The organism is Polaribacter litoreus (genome assembly GCF_054584775.1).
Genome location: NZ_JBTLRD010000006.1, coordinates 90626 through 111616 on the forward strand (window position 1 = coordinate 90626; position 20991 = coordinate 111616).

Consider the following 20991-nt stretch of genomic DNA (forward strand, 5'->3'; position numbering starts at 1 on the left):
TATTAGTAAATATTCGATTCTGAAGTTCTCTGGTTTATAGAACTTCTAAAAACATTTAACATACGTTTAGCAATACCTGTCCAACCAAAATTACGTCTTGCAAAACGAGCACCTTCTACAGACATTTCGTTTCGTAATTGAGGGTATAATAAAGGCATTGCCATCATTGCACCAAATTCTTTAGGTCTGTGGGGGTCTGCAAATAATGCCTGATTTCCAAAATCAATCAAATCGCACAAACCACCATGAACAGTAACTACGCTTGGTGTTCCGCAAGCCATAGCTTCAATAGCAACCATTCCAAAAGGTTCGTATCTAGATGGCATTGCAAAAATACTTGCAGAACGATATACATTGGCTAAATCTTCATCAGCAATATAATTTTTCCACTTAATTTTATCCATTACTCCAATTTCAGCTGCAGCTTGTTTTAACTTTTCTATACCTTCTCTATCTTGTTTAGAATCTCCACCAATGGCAGCAACTAACCTTGCTTCTGGGCATAATTCAAAAAGTGTTGGCAACGAATTTATTAACAAATCATAGCCTTTATTGTGCGCCATTCTACCTAGGGCCAATACATCTGTAGGTTGAATGTCGTATTTTAAACGAATTTTATCGTTTTCTTTAGAGGGCACAGGAAAAAAACGATTTTCGTCTATTCCTGGCGGAATCATACTACAATTTTTTGGTAAAACATCGTATTGTTGTACTAACAAATCTACCTGTGGCAAAGTGGTTGCAATTACAAAATTACACATTTGGTATACAAAGTACTCTTTTCTAATTCTTTCTTTAAAACGATAGGTCTTTTCCATCTCTTTTTCGTCCATATCACTCCCCATAGTATGCTGTTTCCACCATCCTAAAGAGTGTGGTGTATGCACATGGCAAATACCTAATTCTTCTGCAATTTTTTGACCAGCCCAACCTGCATCCCAGTAGTGAGAATAGACAACATCATATTTTTTGTTTTCTTTTTTTATGGCAGCCAAGGTATTGGTTACAAATTTTTTAAGATGATCGTGCATGTCTTCTTTTCTGATGAATTTTTTACCACCAAAAGGGATTCTCCAAACATCATAATTTTCATTTACATGATCGTATTCTGGTTGGTCTTCGAATTGGCGCGTAACCAAATCTACTCGTTTACCTAATCTACTAAATCGTTCAGCTAATTCGAGAACATATACTACTTGACCTCCTGTATCTGGTTTTCCTAATTCTGCATTTGCAGCAACGTACCCGTGCAAAGAGATCATTAATATTGATTTCATAATTTTATTTTTTTGTTTTCGTTAATTTTAATTCGTGACAAGCAGAGATATATTGTGCTGCAGACCAAGCTTGGTAAGCTTTACCCATTGGTTTACCTGTTACACCATGTGCCCACTCTGTAAACTCCCACTCGTTATTAATACCTTCTTTATTAATTAAAGCCAATTTATGTAATTCGGAAATTGCTACATCTTTAAAGCCTAATTTGTTTACAAATTTTACCCAAAAACCGCCTACAAAGGGCCAAATACCTCCATTATGATAATGGTTGGGTAAATTCAATAGGTTTACGGTGTAATAAGGACGCCAGTCTGGGTCTCCAGGACTTACAACTGGATACACATTAGAAACTGGAAATGGATCGTTTACACCAACACCAAGCATAAATTTAAACGTTTGGTGTGCTTTTTCAGCATCTATAGTACCATGTAAAAATGCTAGAACATTTCCAAAAACATCGCATCTCCAACTAAAATCGAAAGGTGTAGTTTGCGCTATAAGATAAGAGGTATCACCTAAAGTAAATTGTTTTTCTGCAAATGAAACTGATTGAAATAACTGTTGTTTTGTTGAAGGCCAAAAATTATCTACAATTTCTTTTTTTATTACTTGAGACCACCTTATATACTCCCCTGCCTCTTCATGATTTCCTAACATTTCCATCAATCTACCAAAACATACATTGGCTCTATACCAAAGTATTTCATCATACAAAATATTATAACTTCTACCAAAAAGATCTGTCCAATCACCAGCTTCTGGAATTTCTAACAGTGCATCGTTATTGCTGTCATGAGCTCCTAACCAACGCATTGTTTCTTTAATATCATTAATATATGCTCTTAAAAAATCAAAATCTTTTGTAACATTAATATATTCGTAAAAAGCAATAACTACCCAAATACCACTATCTATTGAGCAAATACCACCAACACCTGAATAATCTGGCTCGTTATTTTTTATGCGAACATTGGATGGAATTTGACCATTTCTTGATATATGCTCTAAGAGTGTTTCTAATGTTTTACGCTGGCATTTATGAATTTCTTCATCATGTACTAAAGGCAATGACCCAATTACAGTTATTGCACCATCTCTTGCCCAAACACTGTAATAATTTTCATCTGTACCATGAGCTATATTATCTTCAATAGAGCAGGCTGAAAAACCTAATGGTGTAATGTTTTTCTTTAATGCCTCAATTGCTTTTTTATAGCCTTCTTGAATTAATGCTATTTTTTCATCATCATCTTCTAATGCAATCATATCTAATTCTTTCTGTATGAAAAAATCATCTGAATGATCTACAATAGTTTCCTCTTTAGCATCTTTTGGTAAAATATCAAAATAAATTAATCCTTCAATAATACCATCTCCTTTTTCTTTTTCTGAGTGGTATACATTTTTATATTTTGTGTAATCGTATAACTCTTTATGGGCATTGGCAACTACAATTCCGTTTACATTTGGTAAATCAAACATTGCAGAATCATTTCCACTATCGCCAGCAACTATAACTTGATTTGAGTTTAAATCTAATTGATTAATTAACCATTGTAGGGCATTACCTTTATTGGCGTATTTGGGCAAAATATCTAAAAATTTATTGCCAGAGTATACCATATTTAAATCCATCCCTTCATTTACAAACTTATGAGAGATATTATCTAAAAGTTCTGTAGATGCATCATATAAAAAATAACTTCGTTTGTAGGAATGTTGAAATTTTGAAGGTTGCTCACTTATGGGATGTGCAATTGATTGAATTACTTTTTCAACGGCGCTAATATCCCAACCATCTTCTAAAATATCGTTAAACTCTTTTTCTGTTGAAGATTCTTTGTAATTATAAATATGCGTACCAACACCAGAGATAATGTAATCTGGTTCTGGTAGTACTTTTTTTTGTATTAAATCTAAAACATCTTCTATTAATCTACCTGTGTTAAAAGTTAGTAAAACATCTGTTTCTTTGCCATATTTTTCCCAAACTTTTCTGAAATTACTTTTAAATGTATAAAAATCGATTAGGGTGTTATCGATATCAAAAGAGAGTAATTTTATAGGTTTACTTTGCTGGTTGTTTTCGATCATTTTATTTTTTAGATTGTTTAGAATTCTCTAATTTAAATATTTTTAAAGAGGTTACGAAACATTACTCCTTTTATATTTTTACTATTAAGGATATTATAAAATTTTGAATTGATAAATATTGGATTGAAAATTATTACTCGTTAGATTCTAATATTTATAATTAGTATAAATGCTAATTATTTATTAATAAGATAAAACAATAGCTTTTTACCTAAAATTAATAGTATTACTTTTATATTTGTAATACAAACTACTAATCATGAGAAAAACATTATATATATTGCTTATTTTGGCCTATCAAGTTTCTTTTTCTCAAGTTGAAAAAGCTGAAACTTTAAATGAAAAACTTTTTGAAAATACATTAAGTGAACGTTCATTTACAGTGAGCGAAGTACCTGTTAGCCTATTTCCTGAAATTATTACATTAGAATTAAAGGATATTAAAAACAACTCAGAAGGTAAATTTTCTTTAAACGATAACAACAAAAAATATTTTGTTATTAAACAAAACGAAACATCAATATTTGAGAAAACCACTAACTCAATTAAAAAAACAGAACTTACCAACAACTTGTCTGCCAACGTAAAAAAAGAGTTTGTAGATACTGTAATTCGTAAAAAAATTGCAGAAGAAATAGAAAAATATATGCAAATTAATGAAGCTTTGACTTATGGAGATAGAAATATTAAGTTTTATAAAGAGTATATAATATCAGAAAATAAGCTTATTGTGAATAAAGTTTTAACGCCTGAAATTGAATTGCAAATTGGGAAAGACATTTACCCTTATTTGAATAAAATATTAAAAACAGAGTTAGACAAAACATTACAAAACAGTTTAAATCTGTTTGTTATAAATTTTTAAAGTATGATTTATTTATTATTTTTGGTTGATTGATAAATTGGCGTCTTGATTTTATTGAGATGCCAATTTTTTTTTTGATGCAAAATATATTTTTTATTTAAGTATCAAAATTCGTTCTGAATTAATAGCAACCCATTGCTAAAGTTTATTTTGATAAAAATTAGCTTCAATTTTATCAACATTTTTAATTGTTGTCTTTACCCAATTATAATACAAATCTTCTTTTTCTTCTTCAGATAATTGCCAATTTATATTAGAATTTCTCAATTTTGTTGTAACATCTTGTAAAAGTATAGCAACTGCAACAGATATATTTAAACTTTCGGTAAACCCAACCATAGGTATTTTTAAAAAGCCATTTGCGTTATTTTTAACATACTCAGATATTCCATCTGCTTCAGAACCAAAAATAAAAGCTGTTTTTTTAGTGATATCAAAATCTTGTAATAAAGTATCTGTGTGAGGTGTTGTAGCAATTATTTGGTACCCCTTATTTTGTAAAGAATTCAAACAAATTTGTGTATTATTTCCATCAGATTTATACCTGTAAGAGGTAATCCATTTTTGTGAGCCTTTGGCTACATATCTAGAAATTCTATTTACAAACTTATTTTCAATGGCATGTACATCTTGAACACCAAAAATATCGCAAGTTCTTACTACAGCACTGGCATTGTGTGGTTGATAAATATCTTCTAGCACTGTTGTAAAATGGCGTGTTCTATGCTCTAAAACTCTTTTAAATGTGTCTTTTCTTTTTTGTGTTAGAAACGTTTCGAAATATTCTAAAAGTTTTTTATCAATCATAAATACAAACTTATGATTTTATTCTTATTTTTATTTAAAATGATTTAAGATTAAATGTAAACTGATGAAAAAAATAGTAGTATTAACAGGTGCAGGAGTTTCTGCCGAAAGTGGAATAAAAACTTTTAGAGATGCTGATGGTTTATGGGAAGGACATGATGTAATGGAGGTTGCAACACCAGAAGGTTTTGATAAAAATCCTGAATTAGTTTTAGATTTTTACAATCAACGTAGAAAGCAATTATTACATGTAAAACCCAATAAAGCGCATTATAATTTGGCTGCATTAGAAACCTATTATGATGTTGAAATTATTACACAAAATGTAGATAATTTACACGAAAAATCGGGCAGTACAAAGGTTACTCATTTACATGGAGAGCTCTTAAAAGTAAGAAGTTCTATAGATGAAACTTACGTGTTAGATTGGCATAAAGACCTTCTTTTGGGCGATTTGTGCAAGCATAAAAGTCAATTAAGACCTCATATTGTTTGGTTTGGAGAAATGGTACCTATGCTAGATTATGCTATTACCATTACCCAAAAAGCTGATATTTTAGTTGTTATTGGTACATCTATGCAAGTGTATCCTGCTGCAAGTTTAATAGATTACATACAGCAAGACACTCCTATTTATTTTATAGATCCAAATCCGACTGTGTCTGAAAACGATTTTAATAATTTAAAAATCATTAAAGATTTGGCCAGTTCTGGTACAGATAAATTAATTAGTATTTTAAAGCAAAATTTTAATTAACTTGCTTGTTGAAAATGATCGTAAATTTCTTTACAACCTCCACCCACAACGTAAAATTGTTTTTCTTTAGTTGAAGCTAATTTTAATAATTGTTCTATGGCATAAAGACCTTGTTTGTCGATTTCTATAGCCTCATCAATATTTAAAATTATTCTATTTTTTTTGTTAATTTTTTTGGTAAAATAGTTTAACAATTTAGATGCATTTGATGTAACAACCTTACCTTTAACATGATAACTACTTTTTTTTCTTGAAATTTTGAGAGACATAATATATGAGTTTAGTTAATAATTCTTGTTTTTCTTCTGCCTATTTCTGAAATAAACAAAATCTCAGCAAAGTGAATTAATTTAAAAACTGTAGAACCAAAACTCCAATTAACTGATTCAAGAAGTGAAATTTTTTGGTATTCTTGCTTTGTATGTTTTGATTTTTCAAACGATTCATAATCTAACTCTCCTAACGTATTTATATTTAGAGTAGCTATGATTGTACACATTAAAATAATTAGAAAATTTTTCATGGTATTTTGCTATACCATAAAATTAGATATTACTTTTTAAAAAAAAATTAAAATTCGCTTTATACACTTTAGCTAACGATGAATGCGTGTTTTACAGCGTTTAATTTAATAATTTACAATAAATCTAATCGTTTCATAAGCTCTGGTCTGTTAGATCTACTTACAGGAACAACATCTTTTTTAATTAAAACACTGTTATCTTCTATGTCTATAATCTTTTTTACATTAATGATGTAAGAACGATGTACTTTTAAAAATAGAGAATCTGGTAACTTTTCTTTAATTTTTTTTAAAGTAGAGTGTACAACGTAATCTTTATCTTCAGTTTTAATATGTATATAATCTCCTTTTGCTTTAATCAAATAAATCTTAGACAAATCTATCTTAATCAATCTTCTATCAATATTTACATAAAAATCATTTTTAATTTCATTTTCTTGCACTTTATTAATAGCTTCTTTGTGATGATTTAAATTTAAATTTTGTGCTTTTCTAATGGCTTTTTCAAAACGTGGTAATTCTATCGGTTTTAATAAGTAATCTACAATAAATTCATATTCAAAAGCTTCAATGGCAAATTTAGGATCTGATGTAGTAAAAATTACTTTGCACGGATCTTTTAGCGTTTTTATAAAATCTAAACCACTAAAATTAGGCATGTGTATATCTAAGAATATAAGATCTACTTCATTTTCATTTAAATATTTTATTGCTTCTATAGCACCAGAAAATTCTTCTACGAGATTTAATGATTTGACTTCATTACATAGAGTTTGAATAATAACTCTTGCCATTTTCTCGTCATCTATAACAATACAGTTCATAGAGTTAGCTGTCTAAATAGTTTTTAAATACTGAGAAATCGCTGATAGATTTTTTTCGAAATTTTCTTTTTGAACTGCGTTTAATTGATGTTCTCTTAAATTTTCCTCAAACTCATTAGCTTTTTCGTAATTTTTATGAAGACCCAAAATACTAAATTTATGTTTAATTCGATGAACATTTGCTTCAATTTCTTTAAAATTTTCTTCTTCAATACTTTTAAAGTACGCTTTTATTTCATCAGGAAACTCAGATTTTATCACATCAATTAACGTTTTTTTTATTGATGCGTCTCCTCTAGCTAATTGTTCTATGTAAACTAAGTTAGGCTTTTCCAAATTTATTTTTTTAATGTAAATGTAAATGTAGTGGATTTATTTGGTTCTGATTCTAAACAAATTTTACCATTGTAAGCCTCTACTATTTTTTTTACAATAGATAAGCCTATGCCCGTAGATTTATAATTGTTTTCTAGTTTTTGAAATGCAATAAAAATTTTATCAAAATACTTTTTATCAATTCCCTTTCCATTATCTGTTACTATAAATTTCCAAAAATCAACATCATTTTCAAAGCCTATGTTAACAAAACCATCACTGCCTTTATTGTTAAATTTAATTCCGTTATCTATTAAATGATAAAAAAGTAACTCGATTCGTTGGTGATCGCCATAAATAATGGGTAAGTTTTCTGGATATGTAATTTCTATATCTTCAGGATTATCAATGGTGAGTAGTAAATCGTCTAAGAGAACATTAAGATCTATTTCATAACGTTTTTTCTCGACTTTACCAATGGTAGAATATTGTAAGATACCCTTAATAAGTGTATCCATTTTTTCTACATTTTCTATAATTAAGTTTACAATTTCTCTTCCTCCTTCTCCTAAATCATCAAAATAATCTTCTTTTATCCATGCTATTAATGCATCTATACTTTGCAAAGGCGACTTTAAATCGTGCGAAACCATGTGTGCATAATCATTAAGTTCTTGATTTTGCTTTTCTAAACTACGAACCAATTTATCTTTTTCTTTATTAATTTCGATAATATCTTTGGTTTGATTGTCTATAAAATCTACTAATTTTAAAGAATCTGAATTTTCTATATTTTTTACTTCGTCTAGATTATAAAATTTTAACGTATTAATTACATTATTTAATTTAGAAATTACTTTTTTTTGCGATTCAGTTTCTTCTCTTAACTTTTCGTTAAATTGAAAAAGTTCTTCTGAGCTAATTGAAGCTGCCCTTTGTAACATGGCAAATTGCTCATCGGAATTATTATACGATTTATTTACGGCATCTAAAAACTGTTCTAAGTCTGGACTAGAATGCAATTCTTTAGGCAGGTATTTTCTTAATTGTCTTTTTAATAGAGAATTCATTATTCGCTAATTAAGGTAATGGCAATCGTTTGGTTATGAAGTTGGCAATTTCTCTCGTCATTAAAGGGTGCTATTTCTCCGTAAGAATAAAAACCACATACTGTAACTTCTTTACCAATTACTTCTATAACCTCTTCTACCTCTTCTTCTACTCTTTGATCTAAAACTAATTTTCTACCAATACAACTTACCAAAATTGCTAAATTTGGTTTGTTCTCTCTGTATTTTAAGGCTTTTAAAGCACCAACTTCTGCCGCATTTACAATACTATCTACATTAGTCATCATTAGTTGTACTCTAGATCCCTCTTTAATATCACCTGCTAAAATCATAGAGTTTTTATCTTCATTGATATTTAAAATTGTTCTAACAATAGACTTTCTTTCATCAGAAGATTTTACTTTTAAAGGATATAGAAGTGCTGCACTTGGCAATTCTTTTGATTTTTCTCCTAAGTATTTTTTATACAGGTCTAAGGCAGGCTTGTTATCTAATTCATAAAGTATGTTAGATTCTGATTTTGTAACAACACGTTCTGGCCCAAAAGGTGTCCAACCTCCATTAGTTGCAAATGATACTTCTAAGGTATCTCCATAAAAACCAACAACAACAATTTCGCCTTCTTTTGGTTTTTGATTGTATGAAGCTAAGGTGGTTTCAAATCTAGCCCCATCACCACATAATGCACCTGTAATTAATGTATTGTGCTCTGTAGCCGTATTCATACCAATGGTTAATTGGCTGCCGTTAACAAAACTTCCTTCAGAAACGGCTAAAACATACTTTAAATTTTCTTGAGGCAATTGCTGAATTAATTCTCTGCCTATAAGGTTACTATCTATCTCGTTATCAGCATTTAAAACATTAGCTGTTTTAATTGTAAAACTACTTTTTTCAAACTCAATAGCTGTTATCGTAATAGATTCATCATCTACAGAATGAGAAGTTATATCTCCAGAAGTAGAACCAAAAACAAAATGACCATCATTAAAAACTGTTCTTATTTCTTTATAAATATTTTCATCTTGTAACATATATCTGTTACCAAATACTAAAACTAAAGGTTCTTTAAGTAAAATTGGTTCTGATAAATATTTTAGCTTTTCATTTCGAACTTTTTTTAATTGAACAGTTTTCATTTTCTTTATTTTTTGAGGGTGAAAATAAATATTATATAAGCCTCAACTTGGTTTTTTGTTGATTTCATAAATGTACTTGACATAAATTTACAATCTTTTTTACAATTTATAAGCTTATACTTGAAAAAAATTTCCTATTCTTTCTAAGGATTTTTCCTGTAATAATGTATTAATCGATTTATTTTAATATTATTACTCAAGAAATATCACATTAAAACCCTGATATATAAAGCTATATATTTTTATTGATTAAAAACCTAACCTCTGTACCATCTTCACTAATTTTTTTCATTGTAATATTTGCAGAGGCATTAAAATGGGAAAAAGTTTTATACATTAAACCTAAGCCAAAATGATGCATTGCTCTAGACGATTTATAAAGCATAACTAATGAGTTCTTTTCTTTTTTTTCTACAATAAAAGTGGGTAACTCTGCTTTTGGATACATTTTTTGAACCTCAACATGAATATGATTTTCGATAGAAGATAGCATTTGAATTGGCCCCTTATAAGTTGCTAAAAGATTACCGTAGTTGATTTGTAAAACAGAAAAAAAATGTTCTCCAAAAGCTAAAAGTAAATCATCTACAGGAATTGAAGTATTACTGCTAAGGCTTTGTAATAATTGCAACATTTCTACGAAATTGTATGTTCCAAGTGGTTTGTATGTACCTTTAGAAGATAATTTTGATTCAGAAATAATTTTATCTAACATTTCTAAACCAAACTTACTTTCAACTAATTCTAAAAATTCGGTAAATACAATGCCTTTCATTTACAATTTTCTCAGTTCATTTACACTCCAATAGGCTAAAACCGTTTCAATTTTTTTAACATAATCTTCATATTTTAAGGGCTTTAATATATAACCAGACATACCTGTTCTATAACATTCTAATAAATCTTTTTGATTGCTAGATGTTGTTAATATAATTGTTGGTATGTGTTTCAAGTCGTCATTTGCCTTTATAATTTTCAGAAATTCAATTCCGTTAATTTTCGGCATATTTAAGTCTAATAAAATAATATCTGGAATATTAGATTTGTCTTCTAGAATTTTTAGCGCATCTTCCCCGTTTTTAGCTTCTTGAAGAGTATGCTTTAATTTTAATAATGAAATGGTTCTTTTCATTTTCATTATTTCTATTAAATTATCTTCTACCAATAAAACTTTTAAACTTTTTTCCATATGTAAGTATACATGAGTTAAGGGATAAAATAAGTGTAAAAATAGAGTTAACCTGAGCAATTATACCTGCACCGCGTTAAAACGTATAAAAGCTAGGTTAAAATGCACAAAAGTATCGATAAACTGTTTTTGAAAAAAAGGGCGTAATTTATCCTATTAATCTAGTAAAGTATTCATAAATTTCACCCTTAGAAATAACACTTCCTTTTTCTATTAAATCAAAAATTTCTTTATTTCTATTATTCGAGTAAGCTTTAGATCCTCTAAAAATATCTACAGAATTGTCCATTGGATTTTTCATTAACCATTCAAAACCTTTTTGCTCTAAAAGATTAATATCCCAATTAATTTTAATAGCAATTCTATGCATTTCTTTTTCATCACATTTAAACAAATTTGCCGAAGTTTTAGAAAAATGTTCTACGTATTTTGTTTTGGTTAGTACATCATCCCAAACAATATCAGAAAAAATATCCATTTCTTCTTCAGCTACCTTTGGTTTTTCCTTTTTTATGAGATTCCACTCGTTTACATCAATACTTTGTGAAGCTAAAAATTTAGCAAATTCTTTATGTAAACTTTCAAATTGTTCTTTGGTTAGTTGTCGGTATTTCATAACGAATAATTATCTTATATAAAAACGAGCTTATTATACTTTACTCTTGTAGCATGATTTGTAAATATCTTCATAAACTGGTAAGATATTTGCTAAAGAAAATCTTTTTGTATGCTCTCTTGCATTTAGTTTAAAACATTCTAAAATATCATCGTCTTTAAGAATTGTAATTGCATTTTTAGCCATGTCATCAACATCGCCTAGATTGCTTAAGAACCCTGTTTCTCCATGTAGATTAACCTCTGGCAAACCTCCTGTATTGGTTGATATTACAGCTGTTTTAGCTGCCATAGCTTCTAAAGCTGCTAAACCAAAACTTTCTGTTTTAGACGGCAATAAAAAAACATCTGAATAACATAAAATCTTGTCAATTTCCGTACTATTTCCTAAAAAGAAAACCTTGTTTTTAATTCCTAATTTTTTAGTTAAAGCTTCTGCCTTTTTTCTGTCGGGTCCTTCTCCAATCATTAATAATTTAGAGGGTATTTCTTTTTGTACTTTATAAAAAATCTTAATTACATCCTCTACTCTTTTTACGGGTCTAAAGTTACTAATATGGGTTAAAATACGTTCATGATTTTGTGCTAAAGCCTCTCTTTTACATTCTTCTCCTTCTACTTTGGCGTACTTTTCAACATCAATAAAATTGTAAATCACTTTAATTTTTTTATCAATATTAAAGAGATTATTAGTTGTTTCTTTTAAATTGTTTGAAACCGCAGTTACTACATCTGAGTTGTTAATGCTAAATTCTACAGCTGTTTTATATGTTGGATGACTACCTACTAAAGTGATATCTGTACCATGTAAAGTTGTTACCACTCTTACAGATATTCCTTTTTCTTTTAGCATTTGTTTTGCCATGTACGCTGCATAAGCATGAGGTATAGCATAATGTACATGTAGCACTTCTAGTTCATATTTTTTAACAACTTCAACCATTTTTGTAGACAAGGCAAGCTCATAAGGTTGATATTGAAATAAAGGATATTCTTCAATTACCACTTGATGAAAATGAAGATGATGAGATAAAAAATCTAAACGAACTGGTTGATTATATGTGATAAAATGCACCTCGTGACCATTATCTGCTAAAGCCATTCCTAATTCTGTTGCTACAACTCCACTACCACCAAAGGTTGGATAACAGACTATACCTATTTTCATAAATGATTAAGTTGATTTTTTTTGTTTAGTTGTAAAGATAAAAGTATTCTTACAGTAAAATTCTAAATAAAAACATAAAAAAACCTACAACGAATTGTAGGCTTGTATATTATATTAAATATTAATAAAGTAAAGTTTTAGTAATCTCCTAAAGTAACAGGGTTTTGAGCTAAAGCGTTTTCTAATTGCTCGTCACTTGGTGCTTTACCATGCCAAGCATGCGTATGCATCATAAAATCTACACCATTACCCATCATTGTTTCTAATAAAATACAAACTGGTTTTCCTTTACCTGTTAATGATTTTGCTTCAGCTAAACCAGCTAAAATAGCATCAATATCATTACCTTCTTTAACTTCAATTACATCCCAACCAAAAGCTTCGAATTTGGCTTTAATGCTTCCCATTGGTAAAACATCATCTGTGGCACCATCAATTTGCTTTCCATTTAAATCGATAGTTGCAATTAAATTATCAACTTTTTTTGCTGATGCATACATAATTGCTTCCCAGTTTTGTCCTTCTTGCAACTCTCCATCACCATGTAAAGTATACACTAATTTGTCATCACCATTTAATTTTTTAGCTTCTGCAGCACCTAAAGCAACAGACATTCCTTGACCTAAAGAACCTGATGCAATTCTAATACCAGGTAAACCTTCGTGTGTTGTTGGATGTCCTTGTAAACGTGAATCGATTAATCTAAATGTGTTTAGTTCTTCTACAGGAAAAAAGCCACTATGTGCCAAAACACTATAATAAACTGGAGAAATATGACCATTAGATAGAAAAAATAAATCTTCGTTTTTACCATCCATAGTAAAATCTGTAGAATAATCCATTACTTCTTGATACAAACAAGTAAAAAACTCAGCACAGCCTAAAGAGCCACCTGGATGACCAGAATTTACTTTATGAACCATTCTTAATATATCTCTACGTACTTGTTGTGTAAAATCTTGTAATTGTTGTGTTGTAGGCATTGTATTCTTTTAATTTGAAAACAAAAATACAAAAGTGATTGAATTCGTAGAGAATTAAATTTAATATTTATTTAAAATTTATAAAATAACTGTTAAAAGCGTAAATCTTACAACTTTATTAAAACAAATTTTAACAATGCTTTTTATAAAAAAACAGGTTTAAAGCCTTCTTATTGCATTAAAGAGTTGAATAAAAAAGAAGCTGTTTAAAGTTTTTTTATAATTCCCTAAAAAAATTAATTTATGTTTTTTGCTTCTTCTTTTTAGCTGCAGGAAATAAAACATTGTTTAAAATTAAACGATAACCAGGTGATGTTGGATGCAAATCTAATTCCGTTTTTGGATCTCCTACTCTATGCGTATAATCTTCTGGATCATGCCCCCCATAAAAGGTAAACATTCCTTTGCCTTTTGTACCATGAATGTATCTTGCCTCTCTATTTGTTTTATTTTCACCTAAAACCAAAACATTCGATTTTACGGTATTTCTATCAAAAGAAGTGGTTTGTCCCATAAAACCTTTTACCAATATTGTATGATTTTGCGTTAACATGGTAGGCACAGGATCCCATTTTGCTGAGAATTCTATCAAAGAAAAATAATCTGACGTTTTTGGTATTCTGCGTTTACGTGTCATATCTATTGAAGAAAACTCGTATTTAGTCGGACTTCTTTCTAATTCAAAATTGGTAAAAGCAAAAGTTTTATTAAAATTGATTTTTTCTTGATAGTTAAGAGTTGTTGCATCTCCATCAAACATGGCTTCTGCAATATCTACACCTTCTGCAGCCAAAGCAATATCAAAACTATCTGTTGCAGAACACATTGCAAACATAAAACCACCACCAATTACATAATCTCTAATTTTTTTAGTGACTGCTAATTTTTCTTCAGATACTTTATTGAAACCCAATTCTGTGGCTAATTTTTCTGCATCTTTTTTACCTTGAATGTACCAAGGTGCAGTTCTGAATGAACCATAAAATTTACCATATTGACCTGTAAAATCTTCATGATGCAAATGCAACCATTCGTATAATAGTAATTTATCTGATAAAACTTCTTTATCATACACTACATCAAAAGGAATTTCTGCGTAAGTTAACACCATAGTTACAGCATCATCCCAAGGCATTTTATCTTTGGGTGAATACACTGCAATTTTAGGCGCTTTTTCTAAAGTAACTGCTTCTTGATTTGATGAAGGTGAAGAAATTTCTTGCAAAATTAATTGTGCTCTAGCATCAGAAATTATTTGATATGATACTCCTCTAATTTTACATTCATTCTCAATAACCTTGTTATTTTCTATTAAAAAAGCGCCTCCATCATAATTTAATAACCATTTTGATTTTAAGCCAACTTCTAAACCAAAATAAACAATTCCGTAAGCTTTTAAATGATTTTTTTGATTATCATGATTCATAGGCACATAAATAAATGATGCCCAAGTTGCTGTTGAGAATAAAAAAAATAAAAATAAAAACAAGTATTTTTTCATATCAAAAACTAAAATACACAATTACTTTAAAGCAATTGTGTATTTCTGTTATTTAATGTTGATTAACGACTAAAATGGCACGTCATCCCCATCATCACCAAAAGCATCTTTTGGCTCAATTCTTTGATTTATAGTGTTATCATCATCAAAAGGATTGTTCATAGACGATTGAAATTCTGAACTAAAACCTTCTTCTAAATCTGAGAATTTTGCTAAATGCCCAGTAAATTTTAAACGAATATTATCCAAACCACCATTTCTGTGTTTTGCCACAATAAATTCTCCTTGTCCTTCACAAGGTGTATGTTCATCATCATCCCATTCTGTCATTCCATAATATTCTGGTCTAAAAATGAAACTTACAATATCTGCATCTTGCTCAATGGCACCAGATTCACGTAAATCGGATAAAAGTGGTCTTTTAGATCCTCCACGAGTTTCAACAGCACGTGATAACTGCGAAAGTGCAATTACAGGTACAGATAATTCTTTGGCTAAGGCTTTTAAGTTTCTAGAAATTGTTGAAATTTCTTGTTCTCTGTTTCCACCACCTTTTCCATTTCCTCCTGCTGTCATCAATTGTAAATAATCAATTACAATAATTCTAACATTGTGCTGAGAAACTAAACGTCTTGCTTTTGCACGTAAATCGAAAATAGATAAAGAAGGAGTGTCATCAATAAAAATAGGCGCATCAGACAAACGTTTTACTTTAACATTTAGTTGTTCCCATTCATGTGGTTCTAAATTACCTTTTCTTAATTTTTCTGATGTTAATCCTGTTTCTGAAGAAATCATCCTAGTAATTAATTGCACAGAAGACATCTCTAAAGAAAATACTGCAACTGCATGATTAAAATCAATGGCCATATTTTTTGCCATAGAAATTACAAATGCCGTTTTTCCCATACCTGGACGTGCTGCAATAATAATTAAATCTGATGGTTGCCAACCAGAAGTTAAGGCATCTAACTTGGTAAAACCAGTTGCCAAACCAGACATACCTTCTTGATTTCCAATTTCTTGGATTTTCTTTAAAGCTTGTTTTACAAGTGAGCCTGCATCTTCTGAACTCTTTTTTAAGTTACCCTGTGTTACTTCGAATAATTTACCTTCGGCTTCGTCTAACAAATCGAAAACATCTGTAGATTCGTCATAAGAACTTTCTATAATCTCTGAGGATATCGAAATTAATTTACGCTGAATGTATTTTTGTAGAATGATTCTTGCGTGGAACTCAATGTGTGCAGAAGAAGCTACTTTTTGAGTTAAACGAATTAAAAAGAAATCGCCACCAACCATTTCTAGTTTACCATTCTTTTTTAACAAGTTAGAAACGGTTAATAAATCAATGGGTTGAGAGTTTTGAAACAATTCATAAATTGCAGCATAAATTTCTTGATGTCTAGCATCATAAAAAGCATCAGAATGTAAAATATCAATTACATCATCTATCCCTTTTTTATCAATCATCATTGCACCTAAAACAGCTTCTTCTAACTCAACTGCTTGAGGTGGAATTTTACCTTTTTCGAGGCTAATAATTTTAGATTTATCAATCTTTTTTCCTGCTATCGTATTCGTTTTTTCCATTACTACAAATGTACTTTTTTACAGATTATAATGTAATATTTTAACAATTTTCTTTTTGAACAAAATTTGAATATAAATTGTTATTAGTGTGTTAATAACTAATTTGCATTTAATTTGTTTCACTATTTTTACATCCATGAAATGGAATAAAAAACACCTAATTCTTACATTTTCTTTACCATTACAAATGCTTTTGATGCAATGGGTTGCTAAAAATCCGGCTATGATTGAAAAGTATTATTCTAATGGCATTTATCCCTATATATCTTCATTTTTTAGAATACTTTTGGGTTGGATTCCTTTTTCTGTTGGCGATTTATTAATTGCTTTTGGTGTATTTCTAATTTTTCGATTTTTGTTTTTATTGATAAAAAATCGATTCAAAAATTTTATTCCAAAAATAATTCACTTTACAGCCATTTTATCCGTAATTTATTTCTGTTTTTATCTTTTCTGGGGATTAAATTATTACAGAGAACCTTTGGCAAAAAACCTGAATTATAAGCAACAAAAATATACTACAGAACAACTTGCAAAAGTTACCAAACATATCATTAAAAAACTGAATGAATATCAATTTAAAATCACACAAAATGATACTTTAAAAGTTGATAATCCTTATCAACCAATAGAAATGTATCAATTAGCCATTAATGGTTATAATAATTTAGCCGTCGATTTTCCGCAATTAAAATATCAATTTTCATCCGTAAAAAGTTCATCAATGAGTTTATTACAAACTTATAATGGTACTTCTGGTTATTTAAATCCGTTAACTGGCGAGGCTCAAGTAAATGATAAAATACCAAAAACAAGTTATCCTACTACAACTTGTCATGAAATGGCGCATCAAATTGGTTTTGCTGCCGAAAATGAAGCCAATTTTGTTGGTTTTTTAGCTGCCAATTATAATAATGATGTGTATTTTAAATATGCTAGTTATAGAATGGCTTTTGGCTATTGTATTTCAGAAATTAGAAAACGAGATCCTGAACTATCCAAAGAACTTTGGCAAACTGTACATAAAGGAATTATTAAAGATTTTAACAACAGTTATTTATTTTGGCAAGCTTATAAAAATCCTTTTGAACCACTTGTTAAAAAAGGATATAATGCCTATTTAAAAGCCAACAAACAAGCCAAAGGCGTAGAATCTTACAACTATGTTGTAGATCTTTTAATCTCTTATTTTGAGTATGCAAAGGTGAATTCGTTTTCTTAAAACTTTGTTAAAAATATTATGCTTTAACATTTTACAAAATGCTTATCAATAAATTTAGCCTAAATTCAAATTACACACACATGAAAAAACTATTATCCTTACTCTTTTTCCTGTCGCTTTCAGTCATGCAAGCACAAGATTATTTCCCTACGGATGCAGGAGTAAAAACAACTGAAAATTCAACCTTTGCATTTACCAATGCAACAATTTATGTAACTCCAACAGAGGTTATAAAAAAAGGTACTTTACTAATTAAAGACGGTAAAGTTTTAGCCGTTGGTAAATCTGTAAAAATCCCAAAAGGTACACAAACCACAGATTTAGCCGGTAAAACAATTTACCCTTCTTTTATTGATATTTATTCTGATTTTGGTGTAGCAAAGCCTAAAAGACAACGCAGTTCATCTAGAGTTACACAGTATGCAGCTACTCGCGAAGGGTATTACTGGAATGATCATATTAGGCCAGAAACTAATCCTATTAAAGATTTTAAGTTTGACAGCAAAAAAGCCAAAGACTTAATTAATGCTGGTTTTGGAGCCGTAAATACGCACATGCACGATGGTATTATCCGTGGAAATGGACTTTTAGTTGCCTTAAACCCAAATTCTTCTGATGCTTACAGAATTTTAGACACCAAGTCCGCACAATACTTATCTTTTTCAAAAAGTGTAAAATCAAGACAAGCCTATCCTGGCTCTAGAATGGGTGCTATGGCTTTATTGCGTCAAGTATATTTAGATGCAGATTGGTACGCAAAAGGAAATATGCAAAATAAAGATATGGCTTTAGAAGCTTTAAATGATAATAAAAACTTAGTTCAGATTTTTGAAACTGGCAATCATTTAGACGCAATTAGAGCAGATAAAGTTGGGGATGAATTTTCTATTCAATACACCATTGTAGGTTCTGGTGATGAATATGAACGTGTAAGCGATATCAAAGCAACTAATGCTAACTTTATTATTCCTATTGACTTTAGTAGTGCATATGATGTTTCTAATCCGCTTTTAGCACAACAAATTTCTTTGCAAGATATGCGTAAATGGAATCAAGAGCCTTCTAACTTGAGTGTTCTTGCTAAAAACGGAGTAAATTTTGCATTAACAACGCATAAATTAAAATCAGTAAAATCTTTTCATAAAAACTTACAAAAAGCCATTAAATACGGTTTTGATAAAGAAAAAGCCTTAGCTGCATTAACTACAATTCCTGCAAATATTATAGGAAATTCTTCTATCGGAAATTTAAAAACAGGAAGTTATGCCAACTTTATTATAACTTCTGGTGATGTTTTTGATGCTAAAACTACCATGTACGAAAACTGGGTACAAGGTGCTAAAAATGTAATTAATGATATGAATATCAAAGACATTACAGGTACTTATTTATTGTCTGTAAATGATAAAAATTACGAACTAAGTATTTCTGGAAAAGGCGCTAAACAAACTGGAACAATTACACGAGATAGTGCAAAAGTAAAATCTAAATTTTCATTCAAAAACGACTGGGTTTCCATCACTTTAAACGAAGAAACTGGTTACACTAGAATGATGGGGAAAGTAATTAATGAAGCTGGTATTATTCAAGGAACTGCTTACGATAGCAAAGGGAATGAAACTCCTTGGTCTGCTGGCAAAAAGGTGAAAAAAAGTAAGAAGAAAGAAAAATCAAAAAAGACAAAGAAAGCTGATGAAGCTGTAACTGTTTTGCCTGTTAGTTACCCAAATATTGGTTTTGGAAACTACACACAACCCAAAACTGAAACTATTTTAATTAAAAACGTTACGCTTTGGACTAGCGAAGATGAAGGTATTTTAAAAAATACAGATGTTATATTAGAAGATGGTAAAATTGCTAAAATTGGTAAAAATTTAAAAGCAAGAAAAGCAACCATAATAGACGGAACAGGAAAGCATTTAACTGCTGGTATTGTAGACGAACATTCTCATATTGCTGCATCTGCCATTAATGAGTGGGCGCAAAACTCATCTGCAGAAGTAACTATTGAAGATGTAATAGACCCAACAGATATTAACATTTATAGAAACATTTCTGGAGGCACAACTTCTTCACAAATTTTACACGGTTCTGCAAATCCTATTGGGGGTCGTTCTGCAATCATCAAATTAAAATGGGGAGAAAATGCAGAAAATATGATATACGATAACACACCTAAATTTATAAAATTTGCGTTAGGTGAAAATGTAAAACAATCTAGAAGTCCAAATGGTACACGTTTTCCACAAACAAGAATGGGAGTTGAACAAATGTTTGTAGATTATTTTACAAGAGCTAGAGAGTACGAAGCTAAAAAGAAAAGCGGAAAACCATACCGAAAAGACATAGAAATGGAAACGCTAGTTGAAATTTTAAATGGAGAGCGTTTTATTTCTTGTCACTCTTACGTGCAATCAGAAATTAACATGTTAATGAAAGTTGCAGAAAAATTCGATTTTAAAGTAAACACTTTTACCCATATTTTAGAAGGATATAAAGTGGCTGATAAAATGGCTGAACATGGAGTTGGTGGTTCTACTTTTTCTGATTGGTGGGCATACAAATACGAAGTAAATGATGCTATACCTTACAATGCTGCAATTATGCACAATGCTGGTGTTACAGTTGCTATTAATTCAGATGATAGAGAAATGTCTAGACGTTTAAATCAAGAAGCAGCTAAAACCATGAAATATGGAGGAATGTCTGAATTAGAAGCTTGGAAAACCGTAACTATAAATCCTGCTAAATTATTACATATTGATGATAAAGTAGGAAGTATAAAAGTAGGAAAAGACGCTGATGTTGTACTGTGGACAGATCACCCAATGTCTATTTACACTAAAGTTGAAAAGACAATTATAGACGGAAAAGTATTTTTTGACAGATCAGAAGACCTAAAAAAACGAAAAGCAATCAAAGAAGAAAAAAGTACATTAATCAATATGATGTTGAAAGAAAAAATGGGTGGAGGCAAAACCAAAGCGCCAATGATTAGAAAAGACAGAAACTTTGAATGTGATACGTTAGAAGAACTTAAAAGCTAAA

At 29.9% G+C, this 20991-nt stretch carries 20 protein-coding genes; 4 read left to right on the plus strand and 16 right to left on the minus strand.

The genetic code is table 11. The features are described from left to right. Positions 1-2 precede the first annotated feature (2 nt). Positions 3-1277 carry a glycosyltransferase gene (locus tag ACW9UN_RS06715; protein WP_459485093.1) on the minus strand — a complete coding sequence of 425 codons (1275 nt, stop codon included), beginning with the start codon at positions 1275-1277 and terminating at the stop codon, positions 3-5. Positions 1278-1281: 4 nt separating this feature from the next. Beyond that, positions 1282-3372: an HAD-IIB family hydrolase gene (locus ACW9UN_RS06720; protein ID WP_459485095.1), complete on the minus strand. Its 2091-nt coding sequence runs from the start codon at positions 3370-3372 to the stop codon at positions 1282-1284. Positions 3373-3631: 259 nt separating this feature from the next. Between ACW9UN_RS06720 and ACW9UN_RS06725 the strand changes: the two genes are divergently transcribed. After that, positions 3632-4237 carry a hypothetical protein gene (locus ACW9UN_RS06725; protein WP_459485097.1) on the plus strand — a complete coding sequence of 202 codons (606 nt, stop codon included), beginning with the start codon at positions 3632-3634 and terminating at the stop codon, positions 4235-4237. A gap of 138 nt (positions 4238-4375) precedes the next feature. Here the strand turns inward: ACW9UN_RS06725 and ACW9UN_RS06730 are convergent, their stop codons facing one another. Next, positions 4376-5044, minus strand: a complete 669-nt coding sequence (locus ACW9UN_RS06730) for a TrmH family RNA methyltransferase (RefSeq protein WP_459485099.1) — start codon at positions 5042-5044, stop codon at positions 4376-4378. Between the two features lie 64 nt (positions 5045-5108). Here ACW9UN_RS06730 and ACW9UN_RS06735 point away from each other — a divergent pair, with 64 nt between their 5' ends. Next, entirely contained in the window at positions 5109-5801 is a 693-nt protein-coding gene (locus ACW9UN_RS06735) for an SIR2 family NAD-dependent protein deacylase (protein WP_459485101.1), read from the plus strand. Here the strand turns inward: ACW9UN_RS06735 and ACW9UN_RS06740 are convergent. The 13 genes from ACW9UN_RS06740 to dnaB form a co-directional block, all read right to left on the minus strand. Continuing rightward, entirely contained in the window at positions 5798-6070 is a 273-nt protein-coding gene (locus tag ACW9UN_RS06740) for an STAS domain-containing protein (RefSeq protein ID WP_459485103.1), read from the minus strand. The genes ACW9UN_RS06735 and ACW9UN_RS06740 overlap by 4 nt on opposite strands. An 11-nt stretch (positions 6071-6081) precedes the next feature. Continuing rightward, positions 6082-6324: a hypothetical protein gene (locus ACW9UN_RS06745; RefSeq protein WP_459485105.1), complete on the minus strand. Its 243-nt coding sequence runs from the start codon at positions 6322-6324 to the stop codon at positions 6082-6084. 113 nt (positions 6325-6437) lie between these two features. Further along, the gene (locus tag ACW9UN_RS06750; RefSeq protein WP_459485107.1) at positions 6438-7148 is read right to left on the minus strand and encodes a LytR/AlgR family response regulator transcription factor; all 711 of its coding nucleotides are present in this window, start codon (positions 7146-7148) and stop codon (positions 6438-6440) included. 12 nt (positions 7149-7160) lie between these two features. Continuing rightward, positions 7161-7484, minus strand: a complete 324-nt coding sequence (locus ACW9UN_RS06755) for an Hpt domain-containing protein (RefSeq protein WP_459485110.1) — start codon at positions 7482-7484, stop codon at positions 7161-7163. Between the two features lie 2 nt (positions 7485-7486). Next, positions 7487-8533, minus strand: a complete 1047-nt coding sequence (locus tag ACW9UN_RS06760; protein ID WP_459485113.1) for a sensor histidine kinase — start codon at positions 8531-8533, stop codon at positions 7487-7489. Further along, on the minus strand, positions 8533-9672 hold the full coding sequence (locus ACW9UN_RS06765; protein WP_459485115.1) for an FIST signal transduction protein: 1140 nt from the start codon (positions 9670-9672) through the stop codon (positions 8533-8535). Before ACW9UN_RS06765 ends, ACW9UN_RS06760 begins: the two co-directional genes overlap by 1 nt. Before the next feature lie 232 nt (positions 9673-9904). Beyond that, on the minus strand, positions 9905-10447 hold the full coding sequence (locus ACW9UN_RS06770) for a heme NO-binding domain-containing protein (protein WP_459485118.1): 543 nt from the start codon (positions 10445-10447) through the stop codon (positions 9905-9907). Beyond that, positions 10448-10861 (minus strand): response regulator, encoded by a 414-nt coding sequence (locus ACW9UN_RS06775; protein ID WP_459485120.1) that lies wholly within the window; start codon positions 10859-10861, stop codon positions 10448-10450. Positions 10862-11009: 148 nt separating this feature from the next. After that, complete coding sequence (locus ACW9UN_RS06780; RefSeq protein WP_459485123.1) at positions 11010-11477, minus strand: DUF6495 family protein; 468 nt, start codon at positions 11475-11477, stop codon at positions 11010-11012. 33 nt (positions 11478-11510) lie between these two features. Beyond that, positions 11511-12644 carry an N-acetyl-alpha-D-glucosaminyl L-malate synthase BshA gene (gene bshA / locus ACW9UN_RS06785; protein ID WP_459485125.1) on the minus strand — a complete coding sequence of 378 codons (1134 nt, stop codon included), beginning with the start codon at positions 12642-12644 and terminating at the stop codon, positions 11511-11513. Positions 12645-12781: 137 nt separating this feature from the next. Next, positions 12782-13627: a transketolase gene (locus tag ACW9UN_RS06790; protein ID WP_459485127.1), complete on the minus strand. Its 846-nt coding sequence runs from the start codon at positions 13625-13627 to the stop codon at positions 12782-12784. Positions 13628-13868: 241 nt separating this feature from the next. Next, positions 13869-15053: an asparagine synthetase B gene (locus ACW9UN_RS06795; protein WP_459485405.1), complete on the minus strand. Its 1185-nt coding sequence runs from the start codon at positions 15051-15053 to the stop codon at positions 13869-13871. Positions 15054-15197: 144 nt separating this feature from the next. Next, positions 15198-16721: a replicative DNA helicase gene (gene dnaB / locus ACW9UN_RS06800; protein ID WP_459485128.1), complete on the minus strand. Its 1524-nt coding sequence runs from the start codon at positions 16719-16721 to the stop codon at positions 15198-15200. A 136-nt stretch (positions 16722-16857) separates the two neighbouring features. Here dnaB and ACW9UN_RS06805 point away from each other — a divergent pair, with 136 nt between their 5' ends. Together ACW9UN_RS06805 and ACW9UN_RS06810 are read left to right on the plus strand one after the other, a co-directional pair. Continuing rightward, positions 16858-17943, plus strand: coding sequence for a DUF3810 domain-containing protein (locus ACW9UN_RS06805; RefSeq protein WP_459485130.1), 1086 nt, complete (start codon positions 16858-16860; stop codon positions 17941-17943). A gap of 80 nt (positions 17944-18023) precedes the next feature. Next, positions 18024-20990, plus strand: coding sequence for an amidohydrolase family protein (locus tag ACW9UN_RS06810; protein ID WP_459485131.1), 2967 nt, complete (start codon positions 18024-18026; stop codon positions 20988-20990). The last annotated feature ends 1 nt before the right edge of the window (position 20991 follow it).